We start from the raw sequence: 19,310 nt of genomic DNA, 5'->3' as shown, positions 1-19,310 counted from the left end.
CACCCGGTCCATCGGCAGCGGCAGCAGGAAGTTGAGGCGCAACGCCGGAACTTCTTCCCCCCGCCGGCGACGACGTCCGATTCGTCCGGCGCTGGACGGATTCACAGCTACCGGACGGCCGGACGCGGATAGGCCGACACCGTGAACTCGACCCGACGCCGCTCCCTGTTCCTGGCCGCCACGGCCTCGGCCGCGTCCGCCGTCGTGGTGGCGGCCGCCGTCCCCGCGGTCGCCGGCGAGCGGGGCCCCCGCCCGGCGCCCGGGCGGGCCACGACGATCGCCCTGCCCACCGGCCTGCAGCCCGAGGGCATCACCTCGGCCGGGTCGCGGTACTTCGTCGGCTCGCTGAACGACGGACGGATCGTCACCGGCGACCTGCGCCGCGGTGGGGCGGCGACGGTACTGCTGCCGGGCGCCGCGGGCCGGCAGATCCGCGGGCTGTACTACGAGCCGCGCTCGAAGCTGGTGTGGGCGGCCGGCAACGTCGGCACCACCGGCCACGTCTGGGCCGTCGACTCCCTCAGCGGGCGCGTCGCGTCCGACACGGTCGTGCCGGGCGCGGTGTTCCTCAACGACCTGGTCGCCACCCGTGCGCAGGTGGTCGTCACCGATTCGCGGGCCGAGCGGCTGACCACGATCCCGCTCGGCCGCAGCGGCACCGCGTCCGGGGCGCCCCGGTTCACCGCCCTCGGCGGCGCCTGGCCCGGCGCGGTGGTCGAGAACGGCGAGCGCGGTCTCAGCGCCAATGGCATCCGGCTGCTCGACAAGCGCACCGTCGTGCTCGACCACAGCACCGCCGGCGGTCTGTGGGCGGTCGACCTCGGCACCGGCAAGGCCCGCGCCATCCGGGTGACGGGCGGCCCGGCCATCACCGCCGGTGACGGCCTCGAGCGACGGGGCGCGACCCTGTGGGTCGTGCGCGGCACCTCCGACACGTCCGTCGCCCAGCTGCGGCTGAGGCACGGGCGCGGCGGCTGGACGGCGTCGTGGCAGCGGCTGCTGACGGACCCGTCGCTCGACGTCCCGTCGACGGCGACGTTCGCGCTCGGTGCGCTGTACGCGGTCAACGCGCGCTTCGGCACCCCGTCCCCCGCCACGGCCGACTACCGGATCACGCGACTGCGCTGATCGACCCCTCCCGCCCCAGTAGGCTGGAGGACTCGCCCGACCCCGACCCGGTAGGACGCCTGTGACGCTCGAGCAGCTGTACGTCGTGCTGCTCGTGGGCGGGGTGGTCGTACTGGTCAGTATCGCGGCGACGCGCCTCGCGTCCGTCGTCGGACTGCCCAGCCTGCTGCTGTTCCTCGGCCTCGGTGTCGTTCTCGGCGAGGACGTCATCGGCGTCCAGTTCGACAATGCGCAGGTCGCGCAGGACCTCGGCACCGCCGCCCTCGCCGTCATCCTCGTCGAAGGCGGTCTGACCACCCGCTGGCACGAGGTCAAGGCGGTCCTGGCACCGGCGGGCATCCTCGCGACACTCGGCGTCGGCGTCAGCACCGTGGTCACGGCCGTCGGCGCCCACGCGCTGCTCGGCTTCGACTGGCAGCTCTCGCTGCTGCTCGGCGCGATCGTGTCCTCGACGGACGCCGCCGCGGTGTTCGCGATCCTGCGGGTGGTGCCGCTGCCGAAACGGGTGGCCGGTCTGCTCGAGGCGGAGTCCGGATTCAACGACGCCCCGTCCGTCATCCTCGTGACGCTGTTCAGCACCACCCCGTTGCACCCGGACGGGCTGCACTTCGCCGGCGAGCTGGTCTACGAGCTCGGCGCCGGTGCGGGCATCGGGTTGGCCCTCGGCTTCGCCGGGTCGTGGGGGCTCAAGCGGCTGGCGCTGCCCGCGTCGGGTCTCTACCCGCTCGCGATCTTCGGGCTGGGCATGGTGGCGTTCGCCGCGGCCGGGTCGGCGCACGCCAGCGGCTTCCTCGCCGCGTACCTGTCGGCGCTGGTGCTGGCGAACACCGGCCTGCCGCACCGTGCGGCCACCCGGTCGTTCGCCGAGGGCTTCGGCTGGCTCGCCCAGATCGGGCTGTTCGTGCTGCTCGGCCTGCTCGTCGACCCGAGCGAGCTCGGCCGGGCGATCGGGCCGGCGCTCGTGGCGGGCGTCGTGCTGCTGCTGCTCGCCCGTCCGCTGTCGGTGTTCGCGTCGCTGGTGCCGTTCCGGGTGCCGGTACGCGAACAGGTTTATCTGTCGTTCGCGGGCCTGCGCGGCGCGGTGCCGATCGTGCTCGCCACCTTCCCGATCGTCGAGAACGTCACCGACTCCGATCAGCTGCTCAACATCGTGTTCGTGCTGGTCGTCGTGTTCACCCTGATCCAGGGGCCCAGCCTCGCGCCGTTCGCGAAGCTGCTCGGCATCGCCCCGCGCGACGCCGTCCGCGACCTCGAGGTCGAGGCCGCGCCGCTCGACGTGCTCGACGCCGAGCTGCTCACCGTCGCGATCCAGAAGGGGTCCCGGCTCGACTCGGTGTCGGTGCTCGAGCTGCGACTGCCCCCGCGCAGCGTCATCACGCTGGTCATCCGCGACGACCGCAGTTTCGTGCCCGACCACCTCACGCGGTTCCGCACGGGTGACCAGATGCTCATCGTCACCAGCCGCACGCATCGCGAGGCCACCGAGCGCCGGCTGCGGGCGGTCAGCCGTCGCGGCGCGCTCGCCCGCTGGTTCGGCGACGACGGCGCCGAGGAGCAGTAGACCTCAGGTCTTCAGCGCCGCCAGCAGATCGGGCTGCAGCATCGGCGCGAGGGTGCGCGAGTACGCGCCCGCCAGGTGGCTGTCGTCGTAGAAGACGGGCACGCCGCCGATGGCGGCCGAGCACCGGCGGGCCGGGCAGATGAAGCGGGTCATGTCGGCGAGGTGCACGTCCGACCGGCCGAGGCTGCGGACGGCGGCGGGCATGTCGTCCGGGGGGAAGCGCAGCGCGGTCCCGCACACCGTGTAGTCGTCCGGGTGCTCGATCATGCAGGTCGTGCCCGGGTCCTTCAACGTGGGCGTGTCCCGGATGACGACCACGGGGACGCCGCCGGCGGACAGCTTCTGCAGCACGGCGCGGTAGCCGGCGAGATAGGCCTTGTGGCTGCCCGCCCGCGTCGTGCCGTAGGCCCGGTACAGCTCGCGGTTGCTCATGACGACGAGGTCGACCTTGTCGGCGACGACGCTGGAGACGACGTCGTCGACCCAGCGGTCGCAGTTGCGTCGGGACGGCGCGTCGGCGAAGTTCTGCGTCACGTCGGCCAACGAGCAGCGGATCGAGGTGTACGTGACGATGCTCCAGTCACGCGACCTCCCCACCTCGCGGATGGCGGGCAACCACTGGGCGCCGTGACTGTTGCCGACCAGCGCGACCTTCGTCGTCCCCGTTGCGGGGCCGAACTCGCAGCGGCGCAGCGGGAAGTCCGGCGGGTGCGAGAAGCAGTTCAATCCGTCCGCCTGCTCGTGCCAGATGTCCGACTGCTCACGGCGCGCGTCGGCTGCGGTGGGGACGAGACGGCCCGACGTGGTCACGACCGTGCACTTGCCGGGGCCGCTCAACACGGCGGCGGCGCCGTAGCAAGGGTCCTTGCCCTTGAGCGCCTTCTGCGTGGCGACGGCGTCCTGGCGTTCGCGCGCCGTGACCTCGTGCAGTTGCAGCTGGGCGCCGGCGACCACGACCGCCATGGCGACCGCGGCGAGCGCATAGGGCCGGGGCAACGTCCGACCCCACGCCGGCGTACGGAACCGGTCCTCGACGAAGCGTTTCGTCAGCGCGGCCAGCACCAGCGTGGCGAGCAGGATCGCGATGTTGTCCAGCCGCCCGCGCCGGCCGTCCGAGACGCTCGGCGCCAGGATGATCAACGGCCAGTGCCACAGATACACCGAGTAGGAGATGTCGCCGAGGTACTGCACCGGACGCAGCGCCATCGGCGCCGCCGGCGAGAACCGTCCCCTCGGCGCAGCCGCCGCGATCACCAGCGCCGCGCCGCCCACGGGCAGCGCCGCCCGCCAGCTCGGGAACGGCGTGGCGTCGGTGTAGGTCAGCGCCACACCGGCGACGACGGCCAGTCCGGCCCAGCAGGCGACCACGCGCACGACGCGTCCGGCCCGTTCGGGCAACCGGGGGCGCGACCCGCGCGCCACCCACGCCGCGAGCGCGCCGCCGATGCCGAGCTCCCAGATGCGGGTGGTCGTGGCGAAGTAGGCGGTCGTCGGGTCGCTGTCGGTCAGCCGGATCGACCACGCGAACGAGCCCGCGACGACCAGGACGATGCCGGCGAGCACGAGAGCGCGGAACCGCACCGCGAGCGCGCACAGGACCGCGAGCAGGATCGGCCAGCCGAGATAGAACTGCTCCTCCACCGACAACGACCAGAAGTGCTGCACCGGCGTCGGCGGCGAGGCCGGATGCAGGTAGTCGACCTGCTGGCCCGCGAGCGTCCAGTTGATGACGTACAGCGCCGCCGACCGCACCTGCGTCGCGGTGTCACGCCACAGACCGTCCGGCGCGACCACCCGGGTCGCGACCAACGTCGCCAGCAGCACCAGCAGCGACGCCGGCAGCAGCCGGCGGATACGGCGCGACCAGAAGGTCAGCAGGTCGCGCGGCCCGCGCGGCGGTTTCCGCAACAGGTGCGCGGTGATCAGGAAGCCGGAGATGACGAAGAAGACGTCGACGCCGACGAAACCGCCGCTCAGCCGTCCCGGCGAGAGGTGGTAGACGACGACCAGCCCGACCGCCAGCGCCCGCAGCGCCTGCACGTCCGTCCGGACGCCACCCTCGCGGGTGACCGTGCCGACCGCCGGCCGGGGTCGCTCGTCCCCCGGCGCGGCGCGATGGCGGCCGGCCGGCCGCGGGCGGGACGGAATGGACATGTGCGCGGCTTGTCTATCAAAGCCGTCGACAACTCCGCCAGCCGGCGCCCGACCGCGGTCGGCCGTCTCTCAGGCGCGGGTCAGCGCGAGCACCGGGATGGTGCGGATGCCGTCGGTCTTCGTCGCGTAGTCGCCGAAGCCCGGGGCCTGGCGGACGATCTCGGCGTAGGCGCGGTCGCGCTCGTCACCCTCGAGCTCGCGGACGGTGACGTCGTAGGTGTCGATGCCGCCGACGCCGTCGCCGCGGCCGACCTCGACACTGGCCCGGCCGGCGCCCAGCACGTTCTCGTACCACTGCGGATGCGTCGGGGCTCCGGCCGCGGAGGCGACGATCAGGATCTCGCCGGGCTCGCCCTCGAACCACATCAGGGGCGCGACGTAGCCCTTGCCCGAGCTCCGTCCGACGTGGTGGAGCAGCACCATGTTCGCGCCGTCGAAAGGCCCGCCCACCATGCCGTTCTTGGTGTGGAACTCGTCGATGACCTGCTGGTTCCAGTCACTCACTCTTGTCAGCCTCCTCGGGCTTCGACTCGGGCTTCGACTCGGGCTTCGGCTCGGGCTTCGGCTCGGGCTCGGCGTCGACACCGGCCTCCTTGCGCTGCTGCGCGGTGATGGGCGCGGGGGCTGCCGTCAGCGGGTCGTAGCCGCCGCCGCTCTTCGGGAACGCGATGACGTCGCGGATCGAGTCCGCGCCCGACAGCAGGGCGCAGATGCGGTCCCAGCCGAAGGCGATGCCGCCGTGCGGCGGGGCGCCGAAACTGAAGGCGTCCAGCAGGAAGCCGAACTTCTCCTGCGCCTCCTCCTGCGACAGGCCCATGACCTTGAAGACCCGCTCCTGCACGTCACGGCGGTGGATACGGATGGACCCGCCGCCGATCTCGTTGCCGTTGCAGACCACGTCGTAGGCGTACGCCAGCGCCGACCCGGGGTCGGTGTCGAACGTGTCCATCGAGTCGGGCTTGGGCGAGGTGAAGGCGTGGTGGACGGCGGTCCACTCCCCCGCGCCGACGGCGACGTCGCCGGCGGCGACGGCCGCGGACGACGGCTCGAACAGCGGGGCGTCGACGACCCACAGGAACGACCACGCCGACTCGTCGATGAGACCGAGCCGCTTGCCGATCTCGAGCCGGGTCGCGCCGAGCAGCGCGCGGGCGCTGCTCGCGGGTCCGGCGGCGAAGAAGACGCAGTCGCCCGGCTTCGCGCCGACGTGGTCGACGAGCCCGGCGCGCTCGGCGTCGGACAGGTTCTTGGCGACGGGACCGCCGAGTTCGCCGTCCTCGCCGACGAGCACGTAGGCCAGGCCCCTGTGCCCGCGCTGCTTGGCGAACTCCTGCCAGGCGTCGAGGGTGCGGCGCGGCTGCGACGCGCCACCGGCCATGACGACGGCGCCGACGTACGGCGCCTGGAAGACCCGGAACGGGGTGTCGGCGAAGAACTCGGTGCACTCGACGAGTTCGAGGTCGAAGCGCAGGTCGGGCTTGTCGCTGCCGTAGCGGCGCATCGCCTCGGCGTACGGCATGCGCGGGATGTCGCCGATCTCGTGGCCGATCAGGCCCCACAGGGCGCGCAGCACCGACTCGGCGAGCGCGATGACGTCGTCCTGGTCGACGAAGCTCATCTCGATGTCGAGCTGGGTGAACTCCGGCTGCCGGTCGGCGCGGAAGTCCTCGTCGCGGTAGCAGCGGGCGATCTGGAAGTAGCGCTCCATTCCCGCGACCATCAGCAGCTGCTTGAACAGCTGCGGCGACTGCGGCAACGCGTACCAGCTGCCGGGACGCAGCCGCGCCGGCACGAGGAAGTCGCGGGCGCCCTCGGGCGTCGACCGAGTGAGCGTCGGCGTCTCGATCTCGACGAAACCCTGGTCGACGAGCACGTCGCGGGCCGCCTTGTTGACCTTGCTGCGCAGCCGGATGGCGGCGGCCGGGCCCTCGCGGCGCAGGTCGAGGTAGCGGTACTTCAACCGCGCCTCCTCGCCGACCTCGGTGTGGGCGTCGAGCTGGAACGGCAGTGCACCCGCCTCGTTGAGCACCTCGATGGAGGTGGCGGCGACCTCGACCTCACCGGTGGGCAGGTTCGGGTTGACGTTCTGCGGCTCGCGGGCGCGCACCTCGCCGGTCACCTTGAGCACCCACTCGTTGCGCAGGCCGTGCGCGAGGTCGTTCTCGCGGACGACCACCTGCACCACGCCGGACGCGTCGCGCAGATCGATGAACGCCACCCCGCCGTGGTCGCGGCGGGTGGCGACCCAGCCGGCGAGGGTGACGGTGCTGCCTGCGTCGGACGCGCGGAGGGTGCCGGCGTCGTGGGTGCGGATCATGACTCAACCTTCGTTGCGAGTACCTGCGGTCGCAGGTCGGTTTCAGGGGGTGACCAGGTGGCGGGATCGGCCTCGACCTGGTCGCCGGAACGGATGTCCCTCACGCCGTGGGCGTCGCCGGGGAACCAGACGTACGGGATCCCCCGGCGCTCGGCGTAGCGGATCTGCTTGCCGAACTTCTGCGGCGCGGCGGCGACCTCGCACGGGATGCCGCGGGCGCGCAGCGCCTGGGCGATCGCGTCCGACTCGCCGCGCGACTCCTCGTTCACCAGGGCCACGAGCACCGCGGACGGTACCGAGCGCGACGCGTCCAGCACCTTGCCCTGGAACAGCGGCAGCAGCAGCCGGCTGACGCCGAGCGAGATGCCCACGCCGGGGTAGGTGCTCTTCCCGTCGGACGCGAGCTGGTCGTACCGTCCGCCCGAGCAGATGGAGCCCAGCGATTCCCAGCCGGTCATGCGGGTCTCGAACACGGTGCCGGTGTAGTAGTCGAGACCGCGCGCGATGCGCAGGTCGGCCTCGACGGTGACGCCGGTGATCGACGCGCACCCCTCGACGACGGCCACGAGCTCGTCGAGACCCTGCTCGAGCAGCTCGTGCGTGACGCCCAGCGCCCGCACCCGCTCGGCGAACGACCCGTCGGACGCCCGGATGTCGGCGAGTGCGAGACAGCGGTCGGCCTGCTGCTCGTCGAGCCCCGCGACGTCGACCAGTGAACGGCGAACCACGTCGGCGGGCACCTTGTCGAGCCGGTCGATCTCGCGCATGACCGCGGCCGGATCGCCGGCGCCGAGGCCGCGGTAGAAGCCCTCGATGAGGCGGCGGTTGTTGACCTGCAGCCGCAACGGCGGCAGGAAGTCGAGGGCGCTCAGCGCCTCGGCCATGACCCGGGCGATCTCGACGTCGTGGTGGAACGGCAGCGTGTCCTTGGCGACGACGTCGATGTCGGCCTGCGTGAACTCGCGGAAGCGTCCCTGCTGCGGCCGCTCGCCGCGCCACACCTTCTGGATCTGGTAGCGCCGGAACGGGAACTCGAGGTGGCCGGCGTGCTCGAGCACGTAACGCGCGAACGGCACGGTGAGGTCGTAGTGCAGGCCGAGGCCGGCGTCGCCCTCGTCGTCGCCGGCGTGCAGCCGGCGCAGCACGTACACCTCCTTGTCGATCTCGCCCTTGCGCAGCAGGGTGTCGAGCGACTCGACGGCGGGTGTCTCGAGCGAGGCGAAGCCGTGCAGCTCGAACACCGTGCGCAGCCGGTCGAGCACCGCCTGCTCGGCGAAACGCTGCGACGGCAGGAGTTCGGGGAAACCGCTGACCATCTAGAGATCCTGGAGGAAGGGGTTGGTGGCGCGCTCGCGCGCGATGGTGGTCTGGGGGCCGTGGCCGGGCAGCACGACGGTGGTGTCGTCCATCGGCAGGATCACCCGCTTCAGCGACGCGGTCATGTCGCTCATCGAGCCGCCCGGCAGGTCCGTCCGCCCGATCGAACCGGCGAACAGCACGTCGCCGGCCAGCAGCGCCGCCTCGTCGTCGGGACCGGCGTGCTCGAGGTCGAACACGACCGAGCCGAGGCTGTGGCCGGGTGCGTGCCGCACGCCGAAGCGCAGGCCAGCGAGCTCGATCGGCGCGCCGTCGGACAGTTCCTTCACGTCGTCGGGCTCCGCGGCGGTGAGCATGCCGTAGAGCGGCGTGCCCTTCGGGATGCCTGTCCACGACCAGGGGTCCGACAGCTGCGGACGGTCGCCCGGGTGGATGTAGGCGGGCACGTCACGCGCCTGGCACACCGGCACGACCGAGAACGTGTGGTCGAAGTGGCCGTGGGTCAGCAGCACCGCGACGGGGTGCAGCCGGTTCTCGGCGATCACCTCGTCGAGCCGGCCGGTGACCCCGATGCCCGGGTCGACGACGACGCACTGCTCGCCCACACCGGTTGCGACGACGTAGCAGTTGGTCGCGGTGACGTCGGACGGGAAGCCCGCGATGAACACCTTCGGGCACTCCTACGACGGTCGGCGGACGGGACGGGATCGAGCGCCCGCCAGCCTACCGAGCAGCGTCCTCGGCCCGGGGACAGCCCACTTCCGTACACTGCGGAGGTTTGATCAGCGGCATCGAGAGGTTGTGCGGGTGGCCACGAACAAGCAGCGCCGGGAAGCCGAACGGGACCGGTTGCGGCGACAGCTCGAGGATCGCCGCCGCAAGGAGGCCGCCCGCAAGCGATTCGTCCTCGTCGCGTCCGTGGTCGGCACCCTGGCCCTGATCGTCGTGCTGGTGGTCGTGCTCGCCACGAGCCTCGGCGGCGACGACGACACCCCGGCCGCCCAGAGCCCCAGCGCCACCCCGACGCAGCCGACGAGCGCGGCCCCCTCCTCCCCCGAGGCGCAGCACTGCCCGACCACCACCGGTCCCGGGGTCGTCACGTTCCAGGGCGTCAGCGTCGGCAACGCGGCGAACATCGCCAAGGAGCCGAAGGTCTGCTCGACCAGCGCGAAGGCGCCGACGAAGCTGCTCTACAAGGACCTCGTGGTCGGCAAGGGCAAGACCCCGGCGCTCACCTCGACGGTGTCGGTGCAGTACACCGGCGTGCTCTACAAGAACGGCACGCAGTTCGACTCGTCCTGGGCCCGCGGCGGCCAGCCCGCGCAGTTCAACCTGCAGCAGGTCGTCGCCGGCTTCACCCAGGGCATCGGCGGCAACTCGGCCGCGAAGATCCCGCCGATGAAGGTCGGCGGACGGCGCATCGTGATCCTGCCGTCCGACCTCGGCTACGGCGCCCAGGGCTCACCGCCCACCATCCCGGCCAACGCGCCGCTCGTGTTCGTGATCGACCTGAAGAACGTCGGCTGAGGCACCCGCCGTGGTCACCGACAAGCAGCGCCGCGCGGCCGAACGTCGCCGTCTGCAGCGGCAACTCGAACGCCGCCGCGAGCGGGAACTGCGCCGCCGCAGGTTCACCCTGATCGCCTCGATCGTCGGCGTCGTCGTGGTCGTCGGCGTCGTCGCCGGCCTGCTCGTCGCGACGTCCGGCTCGGACGACGACACCCCCGCGGCCTCGACGCCCCCGTCCGGGTCGCCGACGACCGCGGCCGCCGCGGGCCTGTGCACGTGGACCTCGTCCGGCGACGCGGCGCGCAAGGTCACCCCGCCGACCACGACGAACCCACCCGACACCGGCACGGTGTCGGTGTCCCTGCGCACCAGCCGCGGCACCATCGGCCTGAAGCTGAACCGCGCCAAGGCGCCCTGCGCCGTCGCCAGCTTCCTGTCGCTCGCGAAGCAGAAGTACTACGACCGGACGCCCTGCCACCGCGTCACCACCGGACCGACGCTCTACGTGCTGCAGTGCGGTGACCCGACCGGCTCCGGCAGCGGTGGTCCCGGGTACTCGTTCGGCGACGAGCTCATCGGCGACGAGAAGTACACCAAGGGCGTGCTGGCCATGGCCAACGCCGGGCCCGACACCAACGGCAGCCAGTTCTTCCTCGTCTACAAGAACTCGACGCTGAAGCCCGACTACACCGTCTTCGGCACCATCACGTCCGGACTCGGCATCATCGACAAGGTCGCCGCCGCCGGCGTCGCCACGGGCGGCCCGGACGGCAAGCCGAAGCTGCCCATCGACATCACGTCCGTCACCCGGGCCAAGTAACCGCTTCCCGGCCGGAGTGGTCGTGACACACCGGCGTGTCCGCAGCCGATCGAGCCGGGAAGCGGTGGGCGGTCACGCCGTCGCGTGACCGTCACACCTCACGCTGTCGCGTGGATGCGGTACACGTCGTAGCACCCCTCGACGCCGCGGATGGCCCGCAGCAGTGAGTCGAGGTGCTTGGCCTCGGCCATCTCGAACGTGAACCGGCTGACCGCGATGTTGTCGCGGGTGGTCGACACGTTGGCCGACAGAATGCTCACCCGCTGCTCGGTGAGCACCCGGGTCAGGTCGTTGAGCAAGCCGCGCCGGTCGAGCGCCTCGACCTGGATCGACACCGCGAAGGTCGAGCCCGCGCGCGGCGCCCATTCGACGTCGACGAGGCGCTCCGCCTGCCCGAGCAGGGAGTCGGCGTTCGTGCAGCTGCGCCGGTGCACCGACACGCCGCCGCCTCGGGTGACGTAGCCGAAGATGTCGTCGCCGGGCACCGGCGTGCAGCACAGCGCGAGCTTCACCCACACGTCGCTGACGCCCTTGACGACGACGCCGACGTCGCTGTTGGTGCGGCGTCCGGACGACGGGTCGACCGGCGGCAGGTAGGCCTCGGCGATGTCCTCGACCGAGCCCTCGGACCCGCCGAGCATGTGCACCAGCTTGTGCACGACCGACTCGGCGGACACGTGGTTCTCGCCGATGGCCGCGTACAGCGCGGAGATGTCGGCGTAGTGCATGTCGGTGGCGAGGGTGAGCAGCTGGTCGCCGCCGAGCAGCCGCTGCATCGGCAGCGACTCCTTGCGCATCGCCTTCGACAGTGCGGCCTTGCCGGCGTCGATCGCGTCCTCGCGACGCTCCCGCGCGAACCACGACTTGATCTTGTTCTTGGCGCGGGCGGAGCCGACGAACTCCAGCCAGTCGCGCGACGGCCCGGCGTTCTCGCTCTTGGACGTGAACACCTCGACGGTGTCGCCGTTGTCGAGCTTGCTCTCGAGGGCGACGAGCTTGCCGTTGACCCGCGCGCCGATGCATCGGTGACCCACCTCGGTGTGCACGGCGTACGCGAAGTCGACGGTGGTCGAGCCGCTGGGCAACGACATGACGTCGCCCTTGGGCGTGAAGACGAACACCTCCTTCGCCTTGAGCTCGAAGCGCAGCGTGTCGAGGAACTCCTCGGGCTCCTGCGCCTCGCGCTGCCAGTCGAGCAGCTGGCGCAGCCAGCCCATCTCGTCGCGCATGCCCGCCGGGTCGGCGACGGCGAGGTCCTTGTGCTCCTTGTAGCGCCAGTGCGCGGCGATGCCGTACTCGGCGGTGCGGTGCATGGCATGGGTGCGGATCTGCAGTTCGACCGGCTTGCCACCCGGGCCGATGACGGTCGTGTGCAGCGACTGGTACATGTTGAACTTCGGCATGGCGATGTAGTCCTTGAACCGGCCGGGCACCGGTTGCCAGTTGCCGTGGATCACGCCGAGCGTGGCGTAGCAGTCGCGGTCCTCCTGCACGAGGACGCGGATGCCGACGAGGTCGTAGATGTCGGTGAACTCGCGACCGCGCACGATCATCTTCTGGTAGATCGAGTAGTAGTGCTTCGGCCGCCCGGTCACGTCCGCCTTGATGTTGGCGCCCTTGAGATCGCTCTGGATGCGCTCGATGACCTCGTTGAGGTACGTGTCGCGGCTGGGTGCGCGCTCGGCGACGAGGCGGACGATCTCGTCGTACCGCTTCGGGTACAGCGTCGCGAAGGCGAGGTCCTCGAGCTCCCACTTGATGGTGTTCATGCCGAGGCGGTGCGCCATCGGCGCGAGCACCTCGAGCGTCTCGCGGGCCTTGCGCTCCTGCTTGGCGGGCGGCAGGAAACGCAGCGTGCGCATGTTGTGCAGGCGGTCGGCCAGCTTGATCACGAGCACCCGCGGGTCGCGGGCCATCGCGGTGATCATCTTGCGGATTGTCTCGGCCTCGGCGGCGTCGCCGTACTTGACCTTGTCGAGCTTCGTGACGCCGTCGACGAGCAGCGCGACCTGCTCGCCGAACTGCTCGCGCACGCCCTCGAGCGTCTTGCCGGTGTCCTCGACGGTGTCGTGCAGCAGCGCCGCGATCAGCGTGGTGGTGTCCATGCCGAGCTCGGCGAGGATCGTCGCCACCGCGAGCGGGTGGGTGATGTACGGGTCACCGCTCTTGCGCAGCTGCCCGCGGTGACACTCCTCGGCCACGTCGTAGGCGAGCTGCAGCAGCTTGGTGTCGGCCTTCGGGTGCGCCGTGCGCAGGGCCTGGATCAGCGGTTCGAGCACCGGCTTGACGGTGGGCGGACGGTTCGTGGTCACCAACCGCCGGGCGAGCCGGTCGCGCACCCGGCGCCGCTGCTGGCCGCTCGCGCCGTCGGACGGGTCCGCCGCGGGTGCACCGGCCGGCGGCGTCTTCGCCGGCGCCGGTGCCTCGGCAGGCGTGGCGGGTGCGGTCCTGGCCGCCGTCTTGGCCGCAACCTTGGCCGCGGGCTTGCCGGCGGGCTTGCCGGCGGGCTTCTCGGCGGGCTTCTCGGCGGGTTTGTCGGCGGGTTTGTCCGCGGGCTTCTTGGCGGATTCGTCCGCGGGCTTCGCTGCGGTCTTCGCAGCAGGTTCGGCGGCCGTCGTCGCGGCGGGCCGGGTGACGGGCTCGGACGCGCCCTGCCGGGCCTCGACCGCTGTCGTGCCGGTGTCGGTGCGGTGCTCCGCTGCGCCGCCCGCTCCGCCGTCCGCTCGGCCGTCCGCGTCGGGACGGGCGCCGCCGCCGGGGGCGTCCGTGGTGGACGTCCGGCTCAGATCGGGGGCGACGGCAGGCGGCATGGGCGCGGCGTCCGGGGACACCGTGGCACGGACGTCGGGTTCGGGGGTCAGAGCCGCCCCTCTCGCCGCAGGGTTGCGTCGCGCACGAGTCTACGGACAACCCGGCCGAGGAGCACGGGCGCCCCGCAAGCGTTCTCGGACGTGCCTCAGAGCGTGAGCAGGGCGTGCACCGCCGCGCCGTCGACCAGCGCCGTCCGCCCGTTCAGGAACCCCAACTCGACGACGACGGCCGTCGCGATCACCTCGGCCCCGGCGTCGCCCAGCAGATCGGCGGCGGCGCGCAGCGTGCCGCCGGTCGCCAGCACGTCGTCGACCAGCAGCACCCGGCGGCCGTCGAGCAGGCCGGTGGGCACCTCGATCTCGGCGTTGCCGTACTCGAGCTCGTAGGCACGGCGGACGGTGGGCGGCGGCAGCTTGCCGGCCTTGCGGACGGGAACGACGCCGATCGAGAGCGCGCTCGCCAGCGCGCCCGCGAACACGAAACCGCGCGCCTCGACGCCGGCGACGAGGTCCGGCCGGTCGTCCTCCGGAACCGCCCCGGCAAGTCCGGCGACGACGGCCTCGAACAGGGCCGCGTCGGCGAGCAGCGGCGCGATGTCCTTGAACAGCACGCCGGGCTGCGGGAAGTCGGGCACGTCGCGCAGCGCGCCGGCGATGCGCTCGGACAGATCGGTCATCGTTTGCGGCGCTGCGGCCGCGCGCCCGGCCGGGGCGCCGGGGCGGGCCCGCCGGTGCGGGCGGGCTTCTTCGACAGGTCGGCGCCGGCTGTCACGAGCTCGCCGTCGGCGGGGCTCGCGTCACCGGTCGCGTCGGCCCTCTTGCGGTCGCTGGACCGCTTCGCGGCCACCCGCTTGGTGAGCGCCTTGTACTGCGGCTCCCGCTCGGTGAGGTCGACGACGATCGGCGCGGCGAGGAACAGCGACGAGTACGCACCGGACGCCAGACCCACGAACAAGATCAGGGCGAGGTCCTTGATGGTGCCGACGCCGAGCACGCCCGCGCCCACGAAGAGCAGGCCGGCGACCGGCAGCAGGCCGATCAGCGACGTGTTGATCGAACGCATCAGCGTCTGGTTTACCGCAAGGTTCGCTGCCTCGGTGTAGGTGGTGCGGGACCCGGCGAGGATGTCCTTCGCGTTCTCGGTGATCTTGTCGTAGACCACCACCGTGTCGTACAGCGAGAAGCCGAGAATGGTGAGCAGGCCGACCACCGTCGACGGCGTGACCTCGAAACCGATCACCGAGTAGATACCTGCGGTGATCAGCAGGTCGAACAGCAACGCGGCCAGCGCCCCGACCGCCATGCGCCATTGGAACCACAGCGCGATGTAGATCGTGACCGCGACGAGGAAGATCGCGAGTCCCTGCAGCGCCTTGACCGTGGTCTCGCGACCCCACGAGCTGCTGATGCTCTGGGAAGTGAACTGGTCCTGGTTCACCCCGATCGCCTTCGACACCGACGCCTCGACCTGCTGCTGCTTGGCCGGGGTGAGGTCGGGGACGTTGGTGATGAGCTGGCGGTTGCTCGAGTCACCGGCCTCGGTGGTCGCGCCGTCGGGCTCGACCCCCGCGTCGATGAACGCCTGGTTGACGTCGTTGGTGCTGATCGACGTGTCGTTGGTCTTGATCTGCACCGTGGTGCCGCCGGCGAAGGCGACGCCGAAGTTGAAGCCGCGGAACACCAGGCTGAGGATGCAGATCAACATGACGATCGCGGACGCGATGTACCAGCGCTTGCGCGTCTGCACGAACGGGATGCGGGTCTCACCGCGGTAGAGGTCGGTGAAGATCTTCGGCAGCGCCATCATCTGTCACCCTTCTCGCGCTGCTCGCGCATCCGTGCCCGGCGGGCGGCCGCGCGCTCGGCCGCGGACCCGGCCTCCGGCGTTGTCTTGCGGCGTGGGGTGTCGTCGAGATCCTCGTCCGAGGTGTCGACGTCGTCGTCGGTCACGGGTTCGTCGTCCGCCACGGGTTCGTCGTCGACCTCGGACGTGGGGTCCTCGACGACCGGTGTCGCCTTCCGGGCCGGTCGGCGGCGCTTGCTGGTGCTGACCGGCGCAGCGTCCGGATCGCCGTCCTCGACCGCGTCGTCGTCCCGGTCGAGCACCGCGGTGCCCGTCGACGAGGACGGAGAGATCGACGACGTCGAGGCGGTGCTACCGGCGGCGCGACGGCGCGCGGCGAGCTTGCCCCGCGACACCTCCCGCGACTCGGTGATGCCACCCTCGCGCACCGACGCCAGGCCGGAGAAGCGGGCCGAGCCGAAGGTCTTGAACCGCGACAGCCATGCCACCATCGGATGGGTGAAGACGACGACCACGAACAGGTCGAGCACGGTCGACAGGCCCAGCGTGAACGCGAAGCCCTTCACGTCCGCGGACGCGAAGATGTAGAGGATCACCGCGGCGAGGAACGACACGACGTCGGCCGAGATGACCGTGCGCCGGGCGCGCACCCAGCCGCGCGGTACGGCGACGCGCACACTCCGGCCCTCGTGCACTTCGTCCTTGATGCGTTCGAAGAACACGACGAACGAGTCGGCGGTGATACCCAACGCCACGATCAGACCGGTGATGCCGGCGAGGTCGAGCGTGAAGCCGATCTGCTGGCCGAGGATCACCATCATCGCGTAGGTCAGCAGACCCGACACGATCAGCGACGCGATGGTCACGAGGCCGAGTCCGCGGTAGTAGAGCAGCGAGTACAGGACGACCAGCACGAGGCCGATGCCGCCGGCGAGGAACGCCGCCTTGAGCTGCGAGGTGCCGAGGCTGGCCGACACCCGCTCGTTCGAGGACGTGTCGAAGTTCAGCGGCAGCGCGCCGTACTTGAGCGAGTCGGCGAGCGCGTTCGCGGACGACTGCACGAAGCTGCCGGAGATCTGCGTGGCCTGCCCGACGATGGCCTCGTTGGTGGCCGGCGCCGAGAGCACACGGCCGTCGAGGGTGAAGCCGACGAAGTCGTTGCAGGGGAACTGCCCGTTGAGCGAGCACTGCGTCGGGTCGGCGTTCTGCCGTCCGGTGTTGTGCTTGGTGGTCCAGTCGCCCCAGGCCTTCTTGCCCGAGTCCTTGAGCGTCAGTGACACGGTCCACTCGGTCGAGCCGCCCTGGCCGCCGGTGCTCGGCGCGACCGCATCGGCCTCGTCGATCTGTGTGCCGGGCACGATCACCTGGCCCAGCAGGTAGGCGTACTCGACACCGCCCTCGGGCTTGGAGCAGGCGACGTAGGCCTGCTTCGGCTTGTCCTGCTGGATGTCGATCGCCGAGTCGCAGTCCATGTTGGTCAGCGCGTTCTGGATCGCGGTCTGCTGCGTCTGGCTCAGCGCCGCGTACTGCTGCTCGGTGACCGGCAGCGTGGGGACCGTCGTCTTCAGGTCCTTGAGGATGTTCGTGGTGCACGGCCGCGCCGCTTGCGCCGGGGCGGTGTTCGCCGGCGCGGTGCTCGGCGTCGCCGCCGGGCTGGAGGCCGGGGTCGACGCCTTGGCCTTCGACGACGGGGCGGCGGGCGAGGACGAGTCGCCCGGTGCGAGCTCACGGAACCCGGCGTCGTTGGTGCCGGCGGACGAGCTGCCCGCCGCGCCCGCGTTCGCGCCGGTGCTGCTCGGGCGGCCGGACGGCGCCGCGCTCGTGCCGCCGGACCCGGACGCCGAGCCGGACGGGGTCGAGCCGGAGGGCGAACCGGATGCCGCACCCGACCCCGACGGCGCGCTGGGCAGCGTGCTGACGTCCTTCTTGGCCGGGTCGCAGGTGACCGGGATGGCCGGCGCGATGAGCGGGCGGAAGTTCAGCTGGGCGGCCTGGCCGAGCCGACGCACGTCGGTGTCGGTGCCGCCGGGGATGGAGACGACGAGCTGGTCGTCGCCCTGCACCTGCACGGTCGAGGCGGTGACGCCGGTGCCGTTGATGCGGTCCTCGATGATCTGGCGGGCCTGCTCCATGGCCGTCGAGGTGACCTGCTGCCCGCCGGGGGCGTTCGCGGTGAAGATGACCCGGATACCACCGACGAGGTCGATGCCGAGCTTGGGCGTGTTGGCCGTGCCGGGCAGGAACACGATGAGGTACAGCACGCCGAGGACCAGTGCGAGCGCGGTGAAGTAGCGCGAGACGCGCATGGTTCCGGCGGGTGGTGCCACGGGGACGAGCTCCTCGGGTGTCCTGCGGTTCCGGCCCGCGATCAGTGCCGGCGGGTCCGGTCGGTCCGGTCTGTTCGGATGTCAAGCCCGTGCGGGCCGTCGGCAAGTATGACCGACGACCTGCGTGGCGCCCTGAGCCCGGGGTGAGTCAGCGCACGTCGTCGCGGCGGTCGTCGCTCGTGGACGCCTCGAGCGGACCCCCGGACGGCGGGGCCCCGGCCGGTCCGGTGACGCGCCGGTCGGGCAGCGACGCGGCGTCCCGCAGGGCCGCGACCTCCCAGCGCACCTCGATGCCCGGGGCGATCGCGAGCTGCACGGTGCCGTCGTCGTTGCGGGCCACCACGGTGCCGTGCAGGCCGGAGGTCGTCATCACGTCGGTGCCCACCCCGATGCGCTCGGCGAGGGCGGCGGCGGCCACCGCCTGCCGGCGGCGGGCGCGGCCCGCGACGACGAGCAGCAGGACGATGACGGCGGCGAACGCGACGAGGGGCAGGTAGTCCACGGCGAACGAGCCTACGCGTCGAACAGTGTGTCGCCTGAGGATCGCGGGCCCGACGAGGGCGCGGGAGGCGGCGGGATCAGCCCCAGGTGCTCCCAGGCGGCGGGGGTCGCCACCCGTCCGCGTTGGGTCCGCGCGAGCAGGCCGGCGCGGACGAGGAACGGCTCGGCGACCTCCTCGACGGTCTCGACCTCCTCGCCGACGGCGACCGCGAGGGTGCCGACCCCGACCGGTCCCCCGCCGAATCGCCGCACCAGCGCGTCGAGCACCGCGCGGTCGAGCCGGTCGAGGCCGAGGTCGTCGACGTCGTAGACGGCCAGGGCCGCCCGGGCGATGCCGGCGGTCACCACACCGTCCGCCCGGACCTCGGCGTAGTCGCGCACCCGGCGCAACAGCCGGTTGGCGATGCGCGGCGTGCCCCGCGAGCGGGAGGCGATCTCGGCGGCGCCGTCGTCGCGCAGGTCGACCTCGAGCAGCCGGGCCGAACGGGTCAGCACCTGTTCGAGCTCGGGCGGGTCGTAGAAGTCCATGTGGCCGGTGAAGCCGAACCGGTCGCGCAGCGGGCCGGTGAGCAACCCCGCGCGGGTGGTGGCGCCGACGAGCGTGAACGGCGCGAGGTCGAGCGGGATGGCGGTGGCGCCGGGGCCCTTGCCGACGACGACGTCGACGCGGAAGTCCTCCATCGCCATGTAGAGCAACTCCTCGGCGGGCCGGGCGATGCGGTGGATCTCGTCGACGAACAGCACCTCGCCCTCGCCGAGGCTGGTGAGCAGGGCGGCGAGGTCACCGGCTCGCTCGATGGCCGGGCCGCTCGTCACCCGGATGGGCGCGCCCAGCTCGGCGGCGACGATCATCGCGAGGCTGGTCTTGCCGAGCCCCGGCGGGCCGGACAGCAGGATGTGGTCAGGCGGACGCTGCCGCCGCAGCGCGCTCTGCAGCACCAGCTGCAACTGCTCGCGGACCTTCGGCTGCCCGACGAACTCGTCCAGCTGCTTCGGGCGCAGCGACGCCTCGATCTCGCGCTCGTCGGGCTGGACGTCCGGTTCGGTCTCGTTCATCGCGAG

Annotated in this window: 15 protein-coding genes; 4 read left to right on the top strand and 11 right to left on the bottom strand. The window is 71.8% G+C overall.

Annotated features, from left to right (window positions below):
- The first annotated feature begins 141 nt into the window (after positions 1-141).
- Complete coding sequence (locus ACYVP9_RS04970) at positions 142-1,128, top strand: hypothetical protein (RefSeq protein ID WP_460603597.1); 987 nt, start codon at positions 142-144, stop codon at positions 1,126-1,128.
- Positions 1,129-1,189: 61 nt separating this feature from the next.
- Entirely contained in the window at positions 1,190-2,689 is a 1,500-nt protein-coding gene (locus tag ACYVP9_RS04965) for a potassium/proton antiporter (protein ID WP_460603595.1), read from the top strand.
- A 3-nt stretch (positions 2,690-2,692) separates the two neighbouring features.
- Here ACYVP9_RS04965 and ACYVP9_RS04960 read toward each other — a convergent pair whose 3' ends face one another.
- From ACYVP9_RS04960 to ACYVP9_RS04940, 5 genes are all read right to left on the bottom strand, one after another.
- Positions 2,693-4,843, bottom strand: a complete 2,151-nt coding sequence (locus tag ACYVP9_RS04960; protein WP_460603594.1) for an acyltransferase family protein — start codon at positions 4,841-4,843, stop codon at positions 2,693-2,695.
- Positions 4,844-4,912: 69 nt separating this feature from the next.
- On the bottom strand, positions 4,913-5,347 hold the full coding sequence (locus tag ACYVP9_RS04955) for a nitroreductase family deazaflavin-dependent oxidoreductase (RefSeq protein ID WP_460603592.1): 435 nt from the start codon (positions 5,345-5,347) through the stop codon (positions 4,913-4,915).
- Positions 5,340-7,160: an aspartate--tRNA ligase family protein gene (gene aspS / locus ACYVP9_RS04950; RefSeq protein ID WP_460603590.1), complete on the bottom strand. Its 1,821-nt coding sequence runs from the start codon at positions 7,158-7,160 to the stop codon at positions 5,340-5,342. Before aspS ends, ACYVP9_RS04955 begins: the two co-directional genes overlap by 8 nt.
- The gene (hisS, locus tag ACYVP9_RS04945) at positions 7,157-8,476 is read right to left on the bottom strand and encodes a histidine--tRNA ligase (protein ID WP_460603589.1); all 1,320 of its coding nucleotides are present in this window, start codon (positions 8,474-8,476) and stop codon (positions 7,157-7,159) included. The genes aspS and hisS overlap by 4 nt, the downstream gene beginning before the upstream one ends.
- Positions 8,477-9,145, bottom strand: a complete 669-nt coding sequence (locus ACYVP9_RS04940) for an MBL fold metallo-hydrolase (protein ID WP_460603588.1) — start codon at positions 9,143-9,145, stop codon at positions 8,477-8,479.
- 139 nt (positions 9,146-9,284) lie between these two features.
- Here ACYVP9_RS04940 and ACYVP9_RS04935 point away from each other — a divergent pair, with 139 nt between their 5' ends.
- Positions 9,285-10,004, top strand: coding sequence for an FKBP-type peptidyl-prolyl cis-trans isomerase (locus tag ACYVP9_RS04935; RefSeq protein WP_460603586.1), 720 nt, complete (start codon positions 9,285-9,287; stop codon positions 10,002-10,004).
- 10 nt (positions 10,005-10,014) lie between these two features.
- Positions 10,015-10,806: a peptidylprolyl isomerase gene (locus ACYVP9_RS04930; RefSeq protein WP_460603585.1), complete on the top strand. Its 792-nt coding sequence runs from the start codon at positions 10,015-10,017 to the stop codon at positions 10,804-10,806.
- 98 nt (positions 10,807-10,904) lie between these two features.
- On the opposite strand, the gene ACYVP9_RS04925 is transcribed toward ACYVP9_RS04930, so the two are convergent.
- The 6 genes from ACYVP9_RS04925 to ruvB all read right to left on the bottom strand — a co-directional run bounded on the left by ACYVP9_RS04925 (position 10,905) and on the right by ruvB (position 19,304).
- Positions 10,905-13,616, bottom strand: coding sequence for a RelA/SpoT family protein (locus ACYVP9_RS04925; protein WP_460603584.1), 2,712 nt, complete (start codon positions 13,614-13,616; stop codon positions 10,905-10,907).
- 146 nt (positions 13,617-13,762) lie between these two features.
- Positions 13,763-14,293, bottom strand: coding sequence for a purine phosphoribosyltransferase family protein (locus ACYVP9_RS04920; RefSeq protein WP_460603582.1), 531 nt, complete (start codon positions 14,291-14,293; stop codon positions 13,763-13,765).
- On the bottom strand, positions 14,290-15,420 hold the full coding sequence (gene secF / locus ACYVP9_RS04915; protein ID WP_460603581.1) for a protein translocase subunit SecF: 1,131 nt from the start codon (positions 15,418-15,420) through the stop codon (positions 14,290-14,292). Before secF ends, ACYVP9_RS04920 begins: the two co-directional genes overlap by 4 nt.
- Positions 15,420-17,747 carry a preprotein translocase subunit SecD gene (gene secD, locus ACYVP9_RS04910; protein WP_460603580.1) on the bottom strand — a complete coding sequence of 776 codons (2,328 nt, stop codon included), beginning with the start codon at positions 17,745-17,747 and terminating at the stop codon, positions 15,420-15,422. The genes secF and secD overlap by 1 nt, the downstream gene beginning before the upstream one ends.
- Positions 17,748-17,895: 148 nt before the next feature.
- Complete coding sequence (locus ACYVP9_RS04905) at positions 17,896-18,249, bottom strand: preprotein translocase subunit YajC (protein ID WP_460603579.1); 354 nt, start codon at positions 18,247-18,249, stop codon at positions 17,896-17,898.
- An 11-nt stretch (positions 18,250-18,260) separates the two neighbouring features.
- Complete coding sequence (gene ruvB / locus ACYVP9_RS04900; RefSeq protein ID WP_460603578.1) at positions 18,261-19,304, bottom strand: Holliday junction branch migration DNA helicase RuvB; 1,044 nt, start codon at positions 19,302-19,304, stop codon at positions 18,261-18,263.
- Positions 19,305-19,310 lie beyond the last annotated feature (6 nt).

This window comes from Jatrophihabitans fulvus, assembly GCF_054781375.1.
This window is presented reverse-complemented; position numbering and strand designations above follow the sequence as displayed.